The 16,511-nt window shown below is 73.8% G+C and carries 12 protein-coding genes; 6 read left to right on the forward strand and 6 right to left on the reverse strand.

The window, feature by feature from the left end; genetic code table 11:
- Nucleotides 1-25: 25 nt before the first annotated feature.
- The 6 genes from AB0F56_RS14050 to AB0F56_RS14075 all read right to left on the reverse strand — a co-directional run bounded on the left by AB0F56_RS14050 (nucleotide 26) and on the right by AB0F56_RS14075 (nucleotide 7,545).
- Nucleotides 26-1,516, reverse strand: coding sequence for a sigma-70 family RNA polymerase sigma factor (locus AB0F56_RS14050; protein WP_362008269.1), 1,491 nt, complete (start codon nucleotides 1,514-1,516; stop codon nucleotides 26-28).
- 108 nt (nucleotides 1,517-1,624) lie between these two features.
- A complete protein-coding gene (locus tag AB0F56_RS14055) occupies nucleotides 1,625-1,915 on the reverse strand; it encodes a hypothetical protein (RefSeq protein ID WP_362008272.1) in 291 nt (96 codons plus the stop codon).
- Nucleotides 1,916-2,012: 97 nt separating this feature from the next.
- Entirely contained in the window at nucleotides 2,013-4,232 is a 2,220-nt protein-coding gene (locus AB0F56_RS14060) for an NADP-dependent isocitrate dehydrogenase (protein ID WP_362008275.1), read from the reverse strand.
- A gap of 45 nt (nucleotides 4,233-4,277) precedes the next feature.
- Nucleotides 4,278-5,321 carry a phosphatase PAP2 family protein gene (locus AB0F56_RS14065; protein ID WP_362008277.1) on the reverse strand — a complete coding sequence of 348 codons (1,044 nt, stop codon included), beginning with the start codon at nucleotides 5,319-5,321 and terminating at the stop codon, nucleotides 4,278-4,280.
- Nucleotides 5,322-5,387: 66 nt separating this feature from the next.
- Entirely contained in the window at nucleotides 5,388-5,690 is a 303-nt protein-coding gene (locus AB0F56_RS14070) for a hypothetical protein (RefSeq protein ID WP_362008280.1), read from the reverse strand.
- 31 nt (nucleotides 5,691-5,721) lie between these two features.
- A complete protein-coding gene (locus tag AB0F56_RS14075) occupies nucleotides 5,722-7,545 on the reverse strand; it encodes a glycoside hydrolase family 15 protein (protein ID WP_362008281.1) in 1,824 nt (607 codons plus the stop codon).
- A gap of 166 nt (nucleotides 7,546-7,711) precedes the next feature.
- Between AB0F56_RS14075 and AB0F56_RS14080 the strand changes: the two genes are divergently transcribed.
- The 6 genes from AB0F56_RS14080 (at nucleotide 7,712) to AB0F56_RS14105 (ending at nucleotide 16,437) form a co-directional block, all read left to right on the forward strand.
- On the forward strand, nucleotides 7,712-8,440 hold the full coding sequence (locus AB0F56_RS14080) for a glycosyltransferase (RefSeq protein ID WP_362008284.1): 729 nt from the start codon (nucleotides 7,712-7,714) through the stop codon (nucleotides 8,438-8,440).
- Between the two features lie 570 nt (nucleotides 8,441-9,010).
- Nucleotides 9,011-9,760, forward strand: coding sequence for a glycosyltransferase (locus AB0F56_RS14085; protein ID WP_362008678.1), 750 nt, complete (start codon nucleotides 9,011-9,013; stop codon nucleotides 9,758-9,760).
- A 5-nt stretch (nucleotides 9,761-9,765) separates the two neighbouring features.
- On the forward strand, nucleotides 9,766-11,217 hold the full coding sequence (locus AB0F56_RS14090; RefSeq protein ID WP_362008287.1) for a glycosyltransferase family 4 protein: 1,452 nt from the start codon (nucleotides 9,766-9,768) through the stop codon (nucleotides 11,215-11,217).
- On the forward strand, nucleotides 11,214-13,859 hold the full coding sequence (locus AB0F56_RS14095) for a hypothetical protein (protein WP_362008290.1): 2,646 nt from the start codon (nucleotides 11,214-11,216) through the stop codon (nucleotides 13,857-13,859). Before AB0F56_RS14090 ends, AB0F56_RS14095 begins: the two co-directional genes overlap by 4 nt.
- Complete coding sequence (locus AB0F56_RS14100) at nucleotides 13,856-15,616, forward strand: glycosyltransferase family 4 protein (protein WP_362008293.1); 1,761 nt, start codon at nucleotides 13,856-13,858, stop codon at nucleotides 15,614-15,616. The genes AB0F56_RS14095 and AB0F56_RS14100 overlap by 4 nt, the downstream gene beginning before the upstream one ends.
- Entirely contained in the window at nucleotides 15,598-16,437 is an 840-nt protein-coding gene (locus AB0F56_RS14105; RefSeq protein ID WP_362008296.1) for a PIG-L family deacetylase, read from the forward strand. The genes AB0F56_RS14100 and AB0F56_RS14105 overlap by 19 nt, the downstream gene beginning before the upstream one ends.
- The last annotated feature ends 74 nt before the right edge of the window (nucleotides 16,438-16,511 follow it).

Here is a 16,511-nt window from a genome sequence, read left to right on the forward strand (position 1 = left end):
GGCCGCCCGGTCCGGCGGCGCGGGTTCAGGGCGCGGGCGTGGCCAGCTTCTGCACCCACACCGTGCCGTCGGGTCCGTCCACGGCGGCGACGCCGGTGTCGCGGTAGTCGCAGTCCAGCATGTTGCGCTCGTGCATCGAGCCGTCCATCCAGTCGTCGAAGACGGCGGAGGGGTCGGCGCTGCCGCGCGCCAGGTTCTCGGCCCACGCGGACCACTCGTATCCGGCGGCCGAGATCCGCGCGTCGGCGAACTTGCCCTCCGGGCTGTTGTGCGCGTAGTAGCCGCGCCGGACCATGTCCCGTGCGTAGGCGCGGGCCGCCTCGTTGAGCCGCGCGTCGGTCCGCAGGGGCGCGCAACCCTCCTGTGCCCGCCGCTGGTTGACCAGCCGGGTCAGCCGCTCCTCGGCGGTGACCGTCCGCGTCGGCGTGGGCGTCGGCGTCGGCTTCGGGGAGGGGGTCGGCGTCGGGGTGGGCGTGGGGGTGGTGGGACTCGGCGAGGGCGTGGTCGGCTCCGCCGGGGGCGCCGCCACGGGCGCGACGGGCGCGGGCGCACGCTCCTCGGGCTCGGACGGTACGAGCAGGATGAGCCCGCCGAGTACGCCGACGGCCACCGCCCCGGCTATCCAGGCCCGCCCGATCGACCCGCCGCCTGTGGTCCCGACAGGCTCGATCTCCGCGCCCCCGTGCGGAAAGGCGTCGGAGGCGTCCGCCGCCAGGGCGGCCGCCTGGGTCTCCGGGCCCGCCGCGCCCCACAGCAGGAGCGGAGGGACCAGGCCGAGGCCCACCAGGAGCGCCTCGGCCGGGGCGAGGACGGTGCGGGGCGGGAGGCAGCGGCGGCAGGGCGTCACGTGGCGGGCGACGCGCTTGCGCCAGAGCGGGGAGGGGACGCCGTCCCAGTCGGCGGTCAGCCGGGCCAGCTCCTCGCAGCGCGGCCGGGCGCCCAGCGCGCGGACGACGGTCCGGCCGGTCTCCAGGCGCTCCTTCATCCTCTGGACGCGGACCGCCGCGTGCGCGGGGGTGACGGCGAGCGCGTCGGCCAGTTCGCCGCGGTCGAGTTCGCCGCCGGCCTCCAGCCACCACAGGGCGAGCACTTCGCGATCGGTGTCGTCGAGCCAGCGGGTGGCCTCGGCGACCTCGCGCCGCTGGCCGGTGAGGCCGAGCCGGAGGATGGTCAGGTCGACGAAGTCGCCGTCCGGGTCGGCCAGCTCGGCCGCCCGGTCGAGGCCGGGGACGGGTCCGTTCTGCCGTTCGCGCCAGCGCCGGCGTATCTGGTTGGTGGCGATGGCGACGAGCCAGGACCGGAAGCGCTCGGGGTCGCGCAGTCCGGGCAGGCCGTCGAGGGCGCGGACCATCGTCTCCTGGACGACGTCGTCGACGTCCGCGTGCCCGTCGAGGGCGCGGCCGACGATGTTGTAGACCAGCGGAAGGTACGCGCGGACGAGCCGCTCACCGGCGTACGGGTCTCCCGACACGGCCGCGCCCACCAGTGCGGCGGTGCCGCGCTCGTCGCTGTGCATGTGCCCTGCTCCCTCGTCGTCCTGGGTCTGTGCCGTCCCCGTCCTGAGGAGACCCGTGGGAGCGGGTGGGATAACACTTACATGGTGGGCAAGCCCTGAGCGGGTGCCCTACGCGGGTGGGTGGGGCAGGTACGGCACGGTGGCCGCGTGTCCTTCCCGTACCGCCTCGACGGCGGCCGCATGGAGTTCGCGGCTCTCCGCCTCGGAGGAGCACGGCACCGGACTGCCCGCCATGGTGAACCAGTCGGAGGCGCCGGTGTACTGCACGGCTACGCGTGCTTCGCCATCTGCATAGGTGGTGTGCACGGTCATGTCGCCGGTGACCGTACCGACCTCGTCGGTGAGCACCCCACCGCGCCCGGTGTAGACGCCGGGGGTCGTCCATGATGCCCAGCTCATCCATCCAGGTTCACACCCGAATGGCACATCCGCCACCGACGGGACCGCCCCGGCCGGAGGAATCCCGGCCGGGGCGGTTCGAGCTGTCGCGCCGGGATCAGGCGAGGGACGCGATGGCCTCGTTGAAGGTGGCGGACGGGCGCATCACGGCGGCGGCCTTGGCCGGGTCGGGCTGGTAGTAGCCGCCGATCTCGGCCGGGGAGCCCTGGACCGCGTTGAGCTCGGAGACGATGGTGCTCTCCTGCTCGGTCAGGGTCTTGGCCAGGCCGGCGAAGGCCTCGGCGAGCTGCGCGTCGTCGGTCTGCTTGGCCAGCTCCTGGGCCCAGTACAGGGCCAGGTAGAAGTGGCTGCCGCGGTTGTCGATACCACCGACGCGACGGGTCGGCGACTTGTCCTCGTTGAGGAAGGTGCCGGTGGCGCGGTCGAGGGTGTCGGCGAGGACCTGGGCGCGGGCGTTGCCCGTGGTGGTGGCGAGGTGCTCGAAGCTGGCGGCCAGGGCGAAGAACTCGCCGAGGGAGTCCCAGCGGAGGTAGTTCTCCTTGACGAGCTGCTGGACGTGCTTCGGGGCGGAGCCTCCGGCGCCGGTCTCGAAGAGGCCGCCGCCCGCCATCAGCGGGACGACCGACAGCATCTTGGCGCTGGTGCCCAGCTCCAGGATCGGGAAGAGGTCGGTCAGGTAGTCACGCAGGACGTTGCCGGTGACGGAGATGGTGTCCTCGCCGCGGCGGATGCGCTCCAGGGAGAACGAGGTCGCGTCGACCGGGGACAGGATCTTGATGTCCAGGCCCTCGGTGTCGTGCTCCGGCAGGTACGCGTTGACCTTGGCGATCAGCTGGGCGTCGTGGGCGCGGGTCTCGTCCAGCCAGAAGACGGCCGGGGCGCCGGTGGCGCGGGCGCGGGTGACGGCGAGCTTGACCCAGTCCTGGATCGGGAGGTCCTTGGTCTGGCAGGCGCGGAAGATGTCGCCCTCGGCGACCTCCTGCTCCAGGACCACGTTGCCCGCGGCGTCGACGAGGCGGACGGTGCCGGCCGCGGCGATCTCGAAGGTCTTGTCGTGGGAGCCGTACTCCTCGGCCTTCTGCGCCATCAGGCCGACGTTCGGGACGGAGCCCATGGTCGACGGGTCGAAGGCGCCGTGGGCGCGGCAGTCCTCGATGACGGCCTGGTAGACACCGGCGTAGCTGCTGTCCGGGAGGACGGCGAGGGTGTCGGCCTCCTGGCCGTCCGGGCCCCACATGTGGCCGGAGGTGCGGATCATGGCCGGCATCGAGGCGTCGACGATGACGTCGGACGGCACGTGCAGGTTGGTGATGCCCTTGTCGGAGTCGACCATGGCGAGGGCCGGGCCCTCGGCGATCTCGGCGTCGAAGGAGGCCTTGATCTCGGCGCCGTTCGGCAGGGCGGCCAGGCCGTTGAGGATCCCGCCGAGGCCGTCGTTCGGGGAGAGGCCCGCGGCGGCGAGCGCCGGGCCGTGCGCGGCGAAGGTCTTCGGGAAGAAGGCGCGTACGACGTGGCCGAAGACGATCGGGTCGGAGACCTTCATCATCGTGGCCTTGAGGTGCACGGAGAAGAGCACGTCCTCGGCCTTGGCGCGGGCGATCTGCTCGTCGAGGAAGGTGCGCAGGGCGGCGACGTGCATGACGGAGGCGTCGACGACCTCACCGGCGAGGACCGGGACGGACTCGCGCAGGACGGTGGTGGCGCCGTCGGCAGCGACGTGCTCGATGCGGAGCGTGCCGGCCTCGGAGACGGTCGCGGACTTCTCGGTGGAGCGGAAGTCGTTCTGGCCCATGGTGGCGACGTTGGTCTTGGAGTCGGCCGACCAGGCGCCCATGCGGTGCGGGTGCGTCTTGGCGTAGTTCTTGACCGAGCCGGGGGCGCGGCGGTCGGAGTTGCCCTCGCGCAGGACCGGGTTGACGGCGCTGCCCTTGACCTTGTCGTAACGGGCGCGGACGTCCTTGTCCTCGTCGGTCTGCGGGTCGTCCGGGTAGTCCGGGAGGGCGTAGCCCTGCGCCTGGAGCTCGGCGATCGCGGCCTTCAGCTGCGGGATGGACGCCGAGATGTTCGGCAGCTTGATGATGTTCGCCTCGGGCGTCTTGGCGAGCGCGCCGAGCTCCGCGAGGGCGTCCTCGATGCGCTGGCCCTCTTCGAGACGCTCGGGGAAACCGGCGATGATGCGCCCGGCCAGGGAGATGTCACGGGTCTCGACATTGACTCCGGCCGTCGAGGCGTAGGCCTGGATCACGGGCAGGAACGAGTACGTCGCCAGGGCGGGCGCCTCGTCAGTGTGGGTGTAGATGATGGTCGAGTCAGTCACCGGGTGTGCTCCGCTCCACGTCTGCGTCTGCGAGATTGCTCGACATCAAGATATCTCGTGATCGGCCTCGGTGGGAAAGGGCCCTGCCTCCTCGGTGGCGAGGGTGCCCGTGAGGCGGTACGGGACGGGGCAGGCGTCCAGGTCGACGTGGCGGAGGAGGCCGAGGAGCAGCAGCGCGGCGGCCGCGCCGGCCCCGGCGGCGAGGGCGTGTCCGCCCAGGTAGGCGAGGCGGGGGAGGTCCGGGTCGGCCGGGTCGAGGACGAACATGGAGTCGACCAGGAGGACGGTTCCGAGGCCGAGGCCGCCGACGGCCACGAGGGTCAGGGGCCCGATCACGAAGAGGGCGCGGAGCGGGAAGCGGCGGGTGCGGGCGGGGGCGACCTTGCCGCGGCGGGCGAGGACCGCGAGGAGGCCGCAGGCCACGGCGAGGACGAGGAGGTCGGCGCCGAGCACGTCGCTGGGGCGGTGCCAGCCGGCCGCCACGGTGAACGCGCCCACGGCGATCGCCCACAGGGCGCACAGGCCGACGGCGAGGCCGCGCATCCGGTACGGGACGACCAGGGCGAGTCCGAACATCACGCTCGTCGCGATCGTGGTGTGCCCGCTCGGGAAGCTGTTCTGCGTCAGGTACGGGGGCGCCTCGACCAGGTCGGGCCGGACCAGGAGGACGCGCTTGAGCACCTCGGCGAGGACCAGGGAGGCGGTGACGGTGCCGACCGCGGCGGCCGTCAGCGCGTACCGCCCGCGGAGCGTGCCGATCGCGGCCAGGACGAGCAGGGCGACGACGAGGGAGGAGACGGTGATGTGCTGGAGCGTCCGGTTCGCCTCGTGGGCGGCGGCCAGCGTCTCGTCGGTGAGCCGTCCGGTGAGGACGGCGTTCTCCCAGCGCTGCCCCGTCGCGGTCAGGACGAGCCCGGCGTAGACGACCGCCATGAGCAGGACCGAGCCGAGGCAGGCGCGCCGCATCCGTTTGCGGACCCGGCCGCTGAAGGAGTGGGCCGCTTCGCCGGCGACGGTGGCGTACCACCAGGTGCCGGTCTCCAGGGGCCGCGCACTGCCGTCGGGGCGGAGCCTGTCGTAGGGAGCCATGCTCCGATTCGAACCCGCCGAGCCCCGGGCCGCCCGCTGGGCGCACCCGAACGAATCGCCGAGCGGTCAGGGAGTGCGGCGGGGGCGTTGGGCGAGGGTGATCAGGAGGAGGCCGCCGAAGAGGGCCGCGATGCCGACGAGGTTCAGGACGCTGCGTGCGCCGCGGTCGTCGACGAGGGCGCCGGCGATGCCCTGGGTCAGGAAGGAGGCCGCCATCACCAGCTGGGCCCAGCCGTAGAGCGCGGCGTTGTGGATCCAGCGGCGCTGGTAGGGGAACATCCAGCCGTGCCTGAGGGCCGCCACGCCGCCGGCCAGGAGCAGCAGCCCGAGGATCGCGCTCCCTGTGCCGACGTACACGCCCGCACCCATGCCCCGCCCCTTCCGAACGATGTCGGCGGGATCATGCCACAGCCGCGCGCCCTGTGGATGAACGGTTCTCCCGACGTGTTCCGAAGAGGGTGAAGGCCGTGTTGACCAGGGCGACGTGGCTGAGCGCCTGGGGTGTGTTGCCGAGCTGGCGGCGGGCGTGCGGGTCCCACTCCTCGGAGAGCAGGCCGACGTCGTTGCGGACGTCGAGGACCCGCTCGAAGGCGGTGCGGGCCTCGGCCGGGCGCCCGGTCATCGCCAGGGCGTCGGCGTACCAGAACGTGCAGGCCAGGAAGGCCCCTTCGGCGCCGTCGAGGCCGTCGACCTCGTGCACCTGGCCGTTGCCCACGTCCGCGTACCGCCGCAGGAAGCCGTGGTCGTCGAGCCGGGCCATCGCGTCGACCGTGCTCAGGACCCGGGGGTCGGTCGCGGGGAGGAAGCCGAGGCGGGGGATCAGCAGCGCCGTCGCGTCGATGCGGCGGGCTCCGTAGTACTGGACGAACGACCGCTGTTCGTCGCTCCAGCCGAGTGCGCACACCTCGTCCTTCAGGTCGCGGCGCAGGGCCTGCCAGCGCCGGACGGAGGTGCGCTGGCCCGCGATGCGGGCGAGCCGCAGGGCGCGGTCGGCGGCGACCCAGGCCATGACCTTGGAGTGGACGAAGTGACGCCGGGGGCCGCGTACCTCCCAGATGCCCTCGTCGGGGTCCTGCCGCCGTTTCTCGACGTACTCCAGGAGCGCGGCCATCAGGCTCCAGACGTGCGGGTCGATGGCGACGCCCGCCCGGACGGCCGAGTAGATCGTGCTCAGCACCTCGCCGTAGATGTCCAGTTGGAACTGGTCGACGGCCGCGTTGCCGAACCGGACCGGCCGGGAGCCCTCGTAGCCGGGCAGCCAGTCGGCCAGTACCTCGGGGATGTTGCGCTGCCCGGCGACTCCGTAGACCGGCTGCAGGTCCGCCGGGTCCCCGGCGACGGTGCGGACCAGCCAGTCCTTCCACGCGAGCGCCTCGCGGTGGTATCCGCTGCGCAGCAGACAGGAGAGGGTGAAGGTGGAATCGCGCAACCAGCAGAAGCGGTAGTCCCAATTGCGCTCGCCCCCGATGGATTCGGGGAGCGAGGCGGTGGCCGCGGCGACGACTCCGCCGGTCGGTTCGTAGGTGAGGGCCTTCAGGGTGAGGAGCGAGCGCATGACGGCTTCGCGATACGGACCCTCATAGCGGAGCTGGCCGGCCCATTCGTCCCAGAAGGCGAGCGTACGGTCCAATTCGGCGGGCACGTCGGGAGGGGGCGGGGGTGCGGAATGCGAGGGACGCCAGCCGAGGACGAAGGAGACTTTCTGACCGGCCGTCACCGAGACGTCGATCGTGGTGCACGAGTTGGTGACGGTGACCTCGGCGCCGGGTCCGGAGACGAGGTACGCCGCGTCCGGCCCCGCGACCGTCGCGACGGTACGCCCGTCGATCGGGTACGACCAGGGGACGACGCTGCCGTGGTTGAAGCGCAGCCTCAACTCCCCGTGCAGATCGACCCGTCCGGCGATCCCCTCGACCAGCCGGACGATCCGGGGGGTGTGCTCGCGCGGCGGCATGAAGTCCGTGACGCGTACGGCACCCGAGACGGTTTCCCAGACCGATTCGAGGACGAGGGAATCGCCCCGGTAACTCCGGCGGTTACAGGGGCGATTGCCGACCGGTGCCAGACTCCACTGACCGTGGGATTCGTCGCCGAGAATCGCGGCGAAACAGGCGGGCGAGTCGAATCGGGGGGCACACCACCAGTCGACAGCACCGTCCATCCCGATCAGCGCGGCCGTCTCCAGATCACCGATGAGGGCGTAGTCCTCAATTCGCCCTGCCATGTGGGGATTGTAATCCCGCCTTGACGGCGTGGCATTGTCCGACGGATCCTGAGAACGGTCGCTCTCGGATTCCGGAGAGCTTCTGGAGAAAGCCGTACCGATGGGTAACGGGCCACATCCGCTGCGCCGGTCGACCGACCTTTCACCGGAGGCCGACAACCGTTCCGTGAGTCTGGTCGTGCCGGTGCGCCCCGGCGACCGCGACCCCGGCTGGCTGCTCGCGCAGCTCCCCGCCGACGTCCACGAGGTGATCCTCGTCGGGTACGCGCCGGACGGTCAGCGCGCGACCGGCGAACACGCCGGCGGCTCCGTGACCGTGCGCGGGCTCGGGCCGTGGGACTGCGAGGCGGGCGACATCCCGCACGCGGGACTGATCGCCGCCACCGGAGACCTCATCGTGCTGATGGGCGCGGACGGCAGCATGTCGCCGCAGGAGATCCCGCACTACCTGCACTACCTCGACAGCGGGTACGACTTCGTCAAGGGCTCGCGCTTCATCGCCGGCGGCGGCAGCGCCGACTACCCGCTGCTGCGCCGGGCCGGGCACGGCGCCCTGCTCCGGGTCGCCCGGCGGTTGTACGGTCAGCGACTCACCGACCTCTGGTACGGCTTCTGCGCCTTCCGCCGGGGCTTCGTCGACCTCCTCGAACTGCGGGAGGACGGCGTCGAGCTGGGCGCCGAACTGGTCACCCACGCCCTGCACTACGGGCTGCGCATCGCCGAGGTACCCAGCCTCGAGCGGCCCGGCCGCCACGGCCCGTCGCACCCCCGCACGGTCCGTGACGGGGCACGCATCCTGGGCGGACTGCTCGACGAACGCCCGCACAACGCCCTGCTCCGGCTCGCCCCCCGAACCCGGCGTGAGAAGCGCGCGGAGGGCGCGCACCCTGCTTGACGGATCAGGTATCGGATGCTAACGGTTGAAGTCAGGCATTTTCTACGCGAATCAGACCCAGACCCTCGACAGGGTCGGTGGCCGGAAGTAGTACGCCGTGACCGCACAGCGCCTCAGCCGAACGTCGGCGGCACCCGGTCCGCATCCACTGCGGCGGGTGACCGACTGGCCCACGGCCGAGGCCCGGCGCCGCCCGGCCCGCGTCTCCTCGCATCGCCCCACCGCCCACCCCGCCCGGCGCGCCTCCGACCGCCTGTTCTCGGTGGTCCGGCGCTGTCGCACCGCGCCTCGCGTGCCGAGGCCGGCGGCCCGGCGCCGGCGCTCGCGGACCGTCCGCGCCCGCGCCGCGCACAAGCGACGCTCCGGCGGCTCACAAGGCTCCGACCCAGCGGACCATCCCGGCCACTCCGGCCACCCCAGCCATTCAGTCCGCTCCCGTCCCGCCCGCCACTCCGACCGTCCAGGGCGGCAGCCTGACGCGTCCCCCGCGTACGCGTACGCCCACGCCCCGATCCGCCGTACGACCCCGCGACGCCCCGCGCGCCGCGCCCCCGAAGGAGGCGAGGCGTGATGGTCGCCGTGCGCGCACACGCACCGCTCCCCCGCTGGCTGACCCGGCCGGCCGTGGACCTCGAACTGATCATTCCGGCCTTCAACGAGCAGCGCAGGCTTCCCTCGACGATCAAGGCGACGACGGCCTTCCTCGCCGCCCGCCCGTGGTCGTCCGCCGTGGTCGTGGTGGACAACAACAGCGCCGACGGAACCCTGGACGCCCTGGACGGTCTCGCCGAACCGCCCGTGGGACTGCACGTGATCGGCTGCAGCGAGCAGGGCAAGGGCGCGGCCGTCCGGCGCGGGATCATCACCTCCTCCGCCCGCTTCATCGGCTTCGCCGACGCCGACAACGCGACCCCCATCGAGACCCTCGACCGCGTGATGGAGCTGCTGCGCGCGGGCCACGGCGCCGTCATCGCCTCCCGGCACGCGCCCGGGGCCCATCTGGAGGTCGAGCAGTCGGTGCTCCGCAGGGGCGGCGGCCTGCTCTTCCGTACGCTCGCCCATCTGACCCTGCCGGGGATCGCCGACACCCAGTGCGGGTTCAAGTTCTTCTCCGGGCCGCTGATCCGCGAGGTGGTGCGCGACTGCCACATCGACGGGTTCGCCTTCGACGTCGAGATGCTCGCCCGTGTCGTGCGCGCCGGGCGCGATGTCGTCGAGGTCCCGGTGGCCTGGTCCGACGTCCCTGGGTCGACGTTCTCGGCCCGCCGTGACGGCCTGCGGTCGATGGCCGATCTGCTGCGGATCTCGCTGGCACGGTGATCGCGATGACCGCCCTCGACCAACTCGCCCGTACCGACATCGCGTTCCTGAACTGGCGCGACCCCGCGCACCCCGACGCCGGCGGGGCCGAGGCGTACTGCTGGGAGATCGCCCGGCGGTTCGCGGCGGCCGGTGCGCACCTCACGCTCGTCTCGGCCCGCTGCCCCGGCGCCCCGGCGCGCGAGTACCGCGACGGCATCCGGATCGTGCGCGCCGGCGGCACGTTCGGCGTGTACGCGGCGGCCGCCCGGCACCTCCTTGGGAACCGTCACGCGTACGACGCGGTGGTCGACTTCCAGAACGGGATCCCGTTCTTCTCACCGCTGTTCACCCCTCGCTGGACCGCCGACATCTGCGTCATCCACCACATCCACCAGGGCCAGTTCGACGTCCGCTTCGACTGGCCCCTCAACACCGTCGGCAGGTTCCTGGAGAAGCAGGTGAGCCGGCGGGTGTACCGGGGGCGGCCGATGGTCGTGGTCTCGCCGTCGACGCGGGAAGGGGCCCGGCGCGAACTCGGCTTCGGCAACCCCCTCCACATCGTGCCCAACGGCAGCCCGCACGCCGTGTCCGAGGCCACCGGCGCGTCGCGCAGCGCAACCCCCACCGTCACGGTCGTCAGCCGGCTGATGCCGCAGAAGCGGGTGGACCTGCTGGTCCGGGCCGTGCCCGCGCTGCTCCGAAGGGTGCCGGACCTCCGGGTCGACATCTGCGGCGACGGGCCCGAACGGGAGCGGCTCGGGGCGCTCGCCGAGGAACTCGGCGTCGGCTCCGCCGTCGTCCTGCACGGGCACGTCTCGGAGGAGCGCAAGAGCGAACTCTTCGGCCAGGCGTGGCTCACGGTCGTGCCGTCCGTCGCCGAGGGCTGGGGCCTCACCGTGATCGAGGCGAACGCCGAGGGCACGCCCGCCCTCGCCTACGACGTGCCCGGGCTGCGCGACGCGATCAAGCCCGGGGTCAACGGCTGGCTGCTGCCGTCCTCGGCCGATCTCGCCGACGGGGTCGGCGCGGCCCTGGACGAGCTGGCGCGGCCGGAGGCCCGTACGTCCATGGCCACCCGCTGCCGCTCCTGGGCCGCCGCGTTCTCCTGGGACGCGAGCGCCGAACGCCTCGCACGAGTGGTCCTCGAAGACCTCCAGCGGATCCACCGGCACCGGCGCTCGCGACGCACGGCGAGCGACCTCGCGGTCGTCACGCGCTTCACCGCGCGGGACGCCGACGCCACGGAGCGGGCGCTGGGGCGCACGCTGCGCGGAACGGACGTGTGGAGCCGCGACGGAGACGGCTTCCGGCTGATCCTGCACGGCTGCGACGAGGTGCGGGCGCTGGAGGCCCTGAGGAGGCTCGACGTGCGCGAGGCGACCGTCACGCTCGCCGGCGGCCGGGACGTGCTCGTCGGCACGGCGAGCCCTCCCCGGGGGACCAGCGCGACCGGTCCCGGAGGCGTCACGCCATGACGACCACCGGCCCCGACACCGCCGCCCGCACGGCCGACCCGCACACGGTCGACGCCCGTGCGGCGGCTCCCCGTGCGGTCGAGGTCGACCCGACGGGGGTCGACGTCCCTGCCCCGGACGAGGTCACGGCGGTGCACGGGGCGCGGTGGATCGCCACCGCCGCCGTCACGGTCGGGGTGGTCAACTACGTGTACGCGCTCGCGCTCACACGGCTGCTGGACGTCGGCTCGTACCCCACGTTCGCCGCCGGTCAGGGGCTGATCGTGTGCACCGCGGCGATCGCCGTGGTCACCGTGCCGTGGATGCTGGCGCAGGCCCTGGCCCGGGCCCGGTCGGACGCCGAGCGCGGGGAGGCGATCCGGTTCGCCGTGGTGACGGCCGTCGCGGGCGGTGCACTGGCCGCCGTCGTCGTGGGCGCCGTGGCCACCGAGTTCGCCGGGCTCGTCACCACGCTGGTCATCGGGGCCAGCACCCTGCTCATCTACGTGACCCGGATCTGCGTCGGCTGGCTCCAGGGCACCGAGCGGCTGCGGACCCTGGCGTCGCTCACCGTCGTCGAGGCCGTCCTGAAGCTCGGCATCGGTCTCTTCCTCGTGTCGGCGCTCGATCTGGGCGAGGCGGGCGCCCTCGCGGCCTTCGGCGTCGCCGTGGCGCCGTTCACGCTCTTCCTTCCGCACCGCTACCGCAGCCCGGGCCGGCGGCCGTGGCTCGCGGCGACCGCCAACCGGGAGCTGTGGCGGCGCGCCGTCGGTGTCGCGTCCCTCCAGGGCGCCATCGCGCTGATGGCGGCGCTCGACGTCGTCCTGGTGGCGATGCTGCCCACCGACCGTGCCGACGCGGCGAGTTACCAGGCCGCCGTGATGCTGGGCCGCGTCCCCCTGTTCCTCGCCGGGGCCGTCTCCATCGCGTTCCTGCCGGCGCTCTCCCGGCGGCGGGCCGGGACTCCGCTCGCCACCCGCGCGATGGGCATGTACCTCACGGTGGCCCTGCCGCTGGCCGTGGTCGCGGCCACGGCACCGGGCGCCGTGCTCACCACCGTCTTCCCCGACGACTACACAAAAATGAGCACGCTGATGGCGTGCACGGCGGTCGCCGGTCTCGCGCTCGGCGCGCTGTCCCTCCTGGTGACCTTCTCGCAGGCGGTGAACGACTACGCGACACTGCGTCCGCTCCTCGCCGGCCTGGTCTGTTACGTGACCGGGCTGACGACCGGGTGGGTGGCCGGCGGTGTGCTGGGGATGGCGATCGGCGGGATGTGCGGGACGGTGGCCGCTCTGGGCGTCCTGCTCGTCCGCGAGGCGGCCCGCAGGCGGGCCGCCGGGCCGGCCGGCTCCCCGCACACCGTTCCGCGCGCCGCCGTGCTCCGCGCCCTGCTGCCGCCGCTGCTCCTCGCCGGGGTGCTGGTGGCCCTCCGGCCCCATGCCGTCGCCTGGTTGATCGCCGCCGTGCTCACCTCGGCCGTGGCGCTCTGGCGCTTCTTCCGCCGGCGCGGCGATCCCGTCGCGCACGAGCCGCCCGACGCGGGCCCCCGGGGCGGGGACCCTCCCGACACGGACCCGCCGGGCGGGAACGCCACCGACCCGATCGACGACCTTCCGGGTGCGGGCCACCCGGACGGGACCCCTCACAAGACCGGGCGGGGCGGTACGGAACCCGGTGTGCCGGACCGGGCTCCGTACCCGAAGCCCCCGGGGCCGTACCGCCGGGACGCCCGGCAGGTGCGGAACCCCGACCCCGACGAGCGGGCGCTCCGGCTGCTCACCGACGCCGTCTGGCGGGGCGACCCGCCGCCCGCGCCGGACGAGGAGCTGCGCGCCGCGCTGGCCGCCGCCCGCCGCAACCGGGTCGAGGGCCGTCTCGCGCGGGCCTACCCCGGTCGACTGGCCGCGACCGCCGACGCGGTGACCGACGCGACCCGGCTCTTCCGGCACAACCTCGTCGTCTCGACGGAGCGGCTCGGCGACGCCGGAGTCCCCACCGTGCTCGTCGACGACGACCCGGGCGGCGACCACGTGGACGGCGCCTTCGACCTGGTGGTCCCCGCCGACCGCTGGAAGGCCGCGCGGACGGCGCTCGACGGCTGGTACGCGCGCCGCCCGGCGTACTGGCCCGAACGGTCCGCCACCGTGCTCCCGGAGCCGCCCGGCGGCCCCTGCGCCCATCTACGCACCTCGGTGTCCTGGTTCGGCGTCCCGGTCATCGCCGCCGACCGGCTCTTCGCCCACGCCGTGCCCGACCGCGACGGCCGCGCCTGGTTCGTCCCCTGTCCGGCCGACCGGCTGAGGATCAGGCTGGCCCACGTGCTGTTCCGCGGCCTCTCGCTCGACCTCTCCGAACTCCTCGCGCTGCGCGAGCTCCTGGCGCCCGAGGTGCTGGCCGAGGCCCGTACCCAGGCCGCCCGCGAGGGCTGGTTCGCCGGCGGCGGGCAGGCCCTGGCCCTCGCGATGGAGGCGATCGCGCGCCTCGACCACGGCGCGCACGTCCGGCTCCCGCTGCCGCTGCCCGTCACCACCTCGCTCCGTACCGGCGCCGGGCACGCCGGACACCTGCTGACCCGCGGGCGGGCGGGCGCGGCCGCCCGCGAGGTCGCCGTGCGCGTCCCGCTCACTCTCACCGAGCGACTACGGAGGGACCTCCCATGAGCACGTCAAGGCCCCTCCTGGTCGCGGTCTCCGGACCCGCGGGCGCGAGCACGTCCTCGCTGGTCCCGCGGCTCGCGCGGCTGCTGCGGGAACGCGGCTTCGCGGTGACGACCCTCGACGACCACGGCTGCTTCCTCTGCCGCGGGTCGGCGCGCCGGGGCCCCTGGGCGGGGCGCGCCCACGCGCTGGTCCACGCCGGCGAACTGACCGTACGGACGTCCGCCGCACGGCGTGCGCTGGCGGTACGAGCCCTGGGGCGCCCGGCGGTCGTGCTGACGGACCGTGGGCCGCTCGACGGGCTTGTCGCGTTCGGCCTCCCGCCAGGCGGCGCCTCGGGGCCCTTCGTCCGGCTCGCCCGCCGCCACGACGTGACCCTGCTGGTGGAGAGCTCCCCGACCACGGCCCTGCGCGGGCCCGACCGGGAGGGGACGGCCCGCTCGCCGGTCCTCGAGGGGGCGCGCTACCGCGCCTGGGCCGCGCGCCTGCCCCGCGTGGTCCGCCTCGACGGCGAGCGTGCGCCGTCCCGGGTCGCGGCCGACGCCTCCGAGCGCGTCCTGGACACCGTACGGAGGCGGCGCCTGCCGGACATCGGGGACGGGCCGCCCCCGACGGCGCGCAGGCGGGTCGTCGTCTCGATCTTCGACGACGCGGGCAACCCCGACTACCGGGGCGGTGGGGCCCTGGTGGTGGAGAAGGTCGCCCGCCGCCTCGCCGACGACTTCGACGTGACCGTGGTGACGGCCGGAAGGCATGGCGGCACCCGGTCGCGGGACGGGATCCGCTACCTGTACCTGCCGGTCCGCCGGGCCGGTCCGCGCGCCGGGCAGCTCGTCTTCCTGACCCTGCTCCCGGTTCTGGCCCGCAGGCTGCCGCACGACGTCTGGCTGGAGAGCTTCACCCCGCCGTTCTCGACGAGCTTCCTGCCGCTGTTCACCCGCGCCCCGGTCGTCGGCGTCGACCAGGGCCGCAGCGCAGAGGCGCTGTGGCGCCGCTACCACATCCCGTTCTTCCTGGTGGAGCGGCTCGGGCTGCGCTGCTACCGGCACATCGTGGTGATGAACGAGGCCGACGCGTCCGCCGTCCGGCGGCTCAGCCCCCGGGCCGACGTGCAGGTGATCGCCAACGGAGTCCAGCGGCGGCAGATCGACGACGCCCGGCTCGGCGGCGGGGACCACATTCTGTTCCTCGGCCGGATCGACACCTGGGCCAAGGGGATCGACCTGCTCGTCGAGGCCTACCGCCGGGGACGTCCCCCGCTGCCGCTGGTGCTTGCCGGCAGCGGCACACAGGCCGAGGAACGCAAGCTGGCGGCGCTGCTCGCCGCGCACCCGGGCAGCGTCCGCTGGGTGGGGTTCGCCGGGGAGGAGCTCAAGCGCGACCTGCTGCGCGACAGCGCCTTCCTGGTCATGCCGTCGCGCCACGAGACCTTCGGCCTGGTGGCGCTGGAGGCCATGTCGTACGGGAAACCGGTCCTCCACTTCGATCTGCCCGCGCTGCGGTGGATGAGCGACGGCGGCGATGTCGCCGTCCCGCCGTTCGACGTGGCCGCGCTGGGCGACCGGATGCGGATGCTGGCCTCCGACGAGGCGGCGCGCCGCGCGCTCGGCCGGCGCGCGGGACACGCGGCCCAGCGCTACACCTGGGAGGAGATGACGGGTCGGTATCTCGCCCTGACGCGCCGTCTGATCGACACTCCGGCCGCCGGGCGGCGGCCGCGGTGGGACAGGAGGGGTGCGCCATGGCCGACCAGCCACTGACCTCCCGGGCGATGGCGGCGGAGATCGACGCCGGACAGCCGCTGATCGCGCTGTCCCCGCACCTCGACGACGCGGTGCTGTCGTGCGGCGCGCTGCTGCTGCACGCGCGCGTGCGGGCCCCGGTCACGGTCGTGTCCTTCTTCACGGAGGCCGCGCCACCGCCGTACACCCTGTCCGGCCGGCAGTACCTGCGGCAGACCGGTGCCACGGACGCCGAGGAGCTGTACGCGGCCCGGCAGGACGAGGACCGGGCCGTCATGGCGGAGCTGGGCGTCGCGTGGAGTCACCTCGGCCTGGTGGACGGTCTGTTCCGGCGCAGGAGCGGCCGGTCGCCGCACACGGGCGGTCTGGCGGGGCGGCTGCCGGAGATCGACCACGTCTACCCCACGTACCGGCTCCATCTGTCGCGCGGCCGGGTCTCCCGCCACGACGCGAAGACCCTGAACGCGGCCACCCAGGTGATCGCCGCGCTGCTGCCGCCGGGCCGGGGCCTGGTGCTCGCGCCGCAGGGCGTCGGCGGCCACGCCGACCACGTCCTGGTCCGTACGGCGGCGGAGCGCAGCGGGCAACGAGTGGCCTACTACAGCGACTTCCCGTACAACCAGCGGCACCGGCCCGACCCCGCCTTCACCGCGCGCCACGACTTCGTCACGTGCGCCTGGGAGGAGGGCCTGGCCGAGAAGCAGGAGCTCATCCGCGGGTACCGCACCCAGGCGGACGCCCTGTTCCCGGAGGGGGCCATCCCGCTCGCGCCCGAGGTCTATCTGCTGGCCGAGGACGTGCGCGCCGCGCCGGCGCACCGGACGGGAGGCGGGTCATGACGCTCTCCCGTACGACCGGACCGCCGGCCCCCCCGAGGCCGCCGTTCCCGCCCAAACCGCCGTTCCCGCCGATG

It is taken from the genome of Streptomyces sp. NPDC026092, assembly GCF_040638605.1.
In the GTDB taxonomy this organism is placed as follows: domain Bacteria; phylum Actinomycetota; class Actinomycetes; order Streptomycetales; family Streptomycetaceae; genus Streptomyces.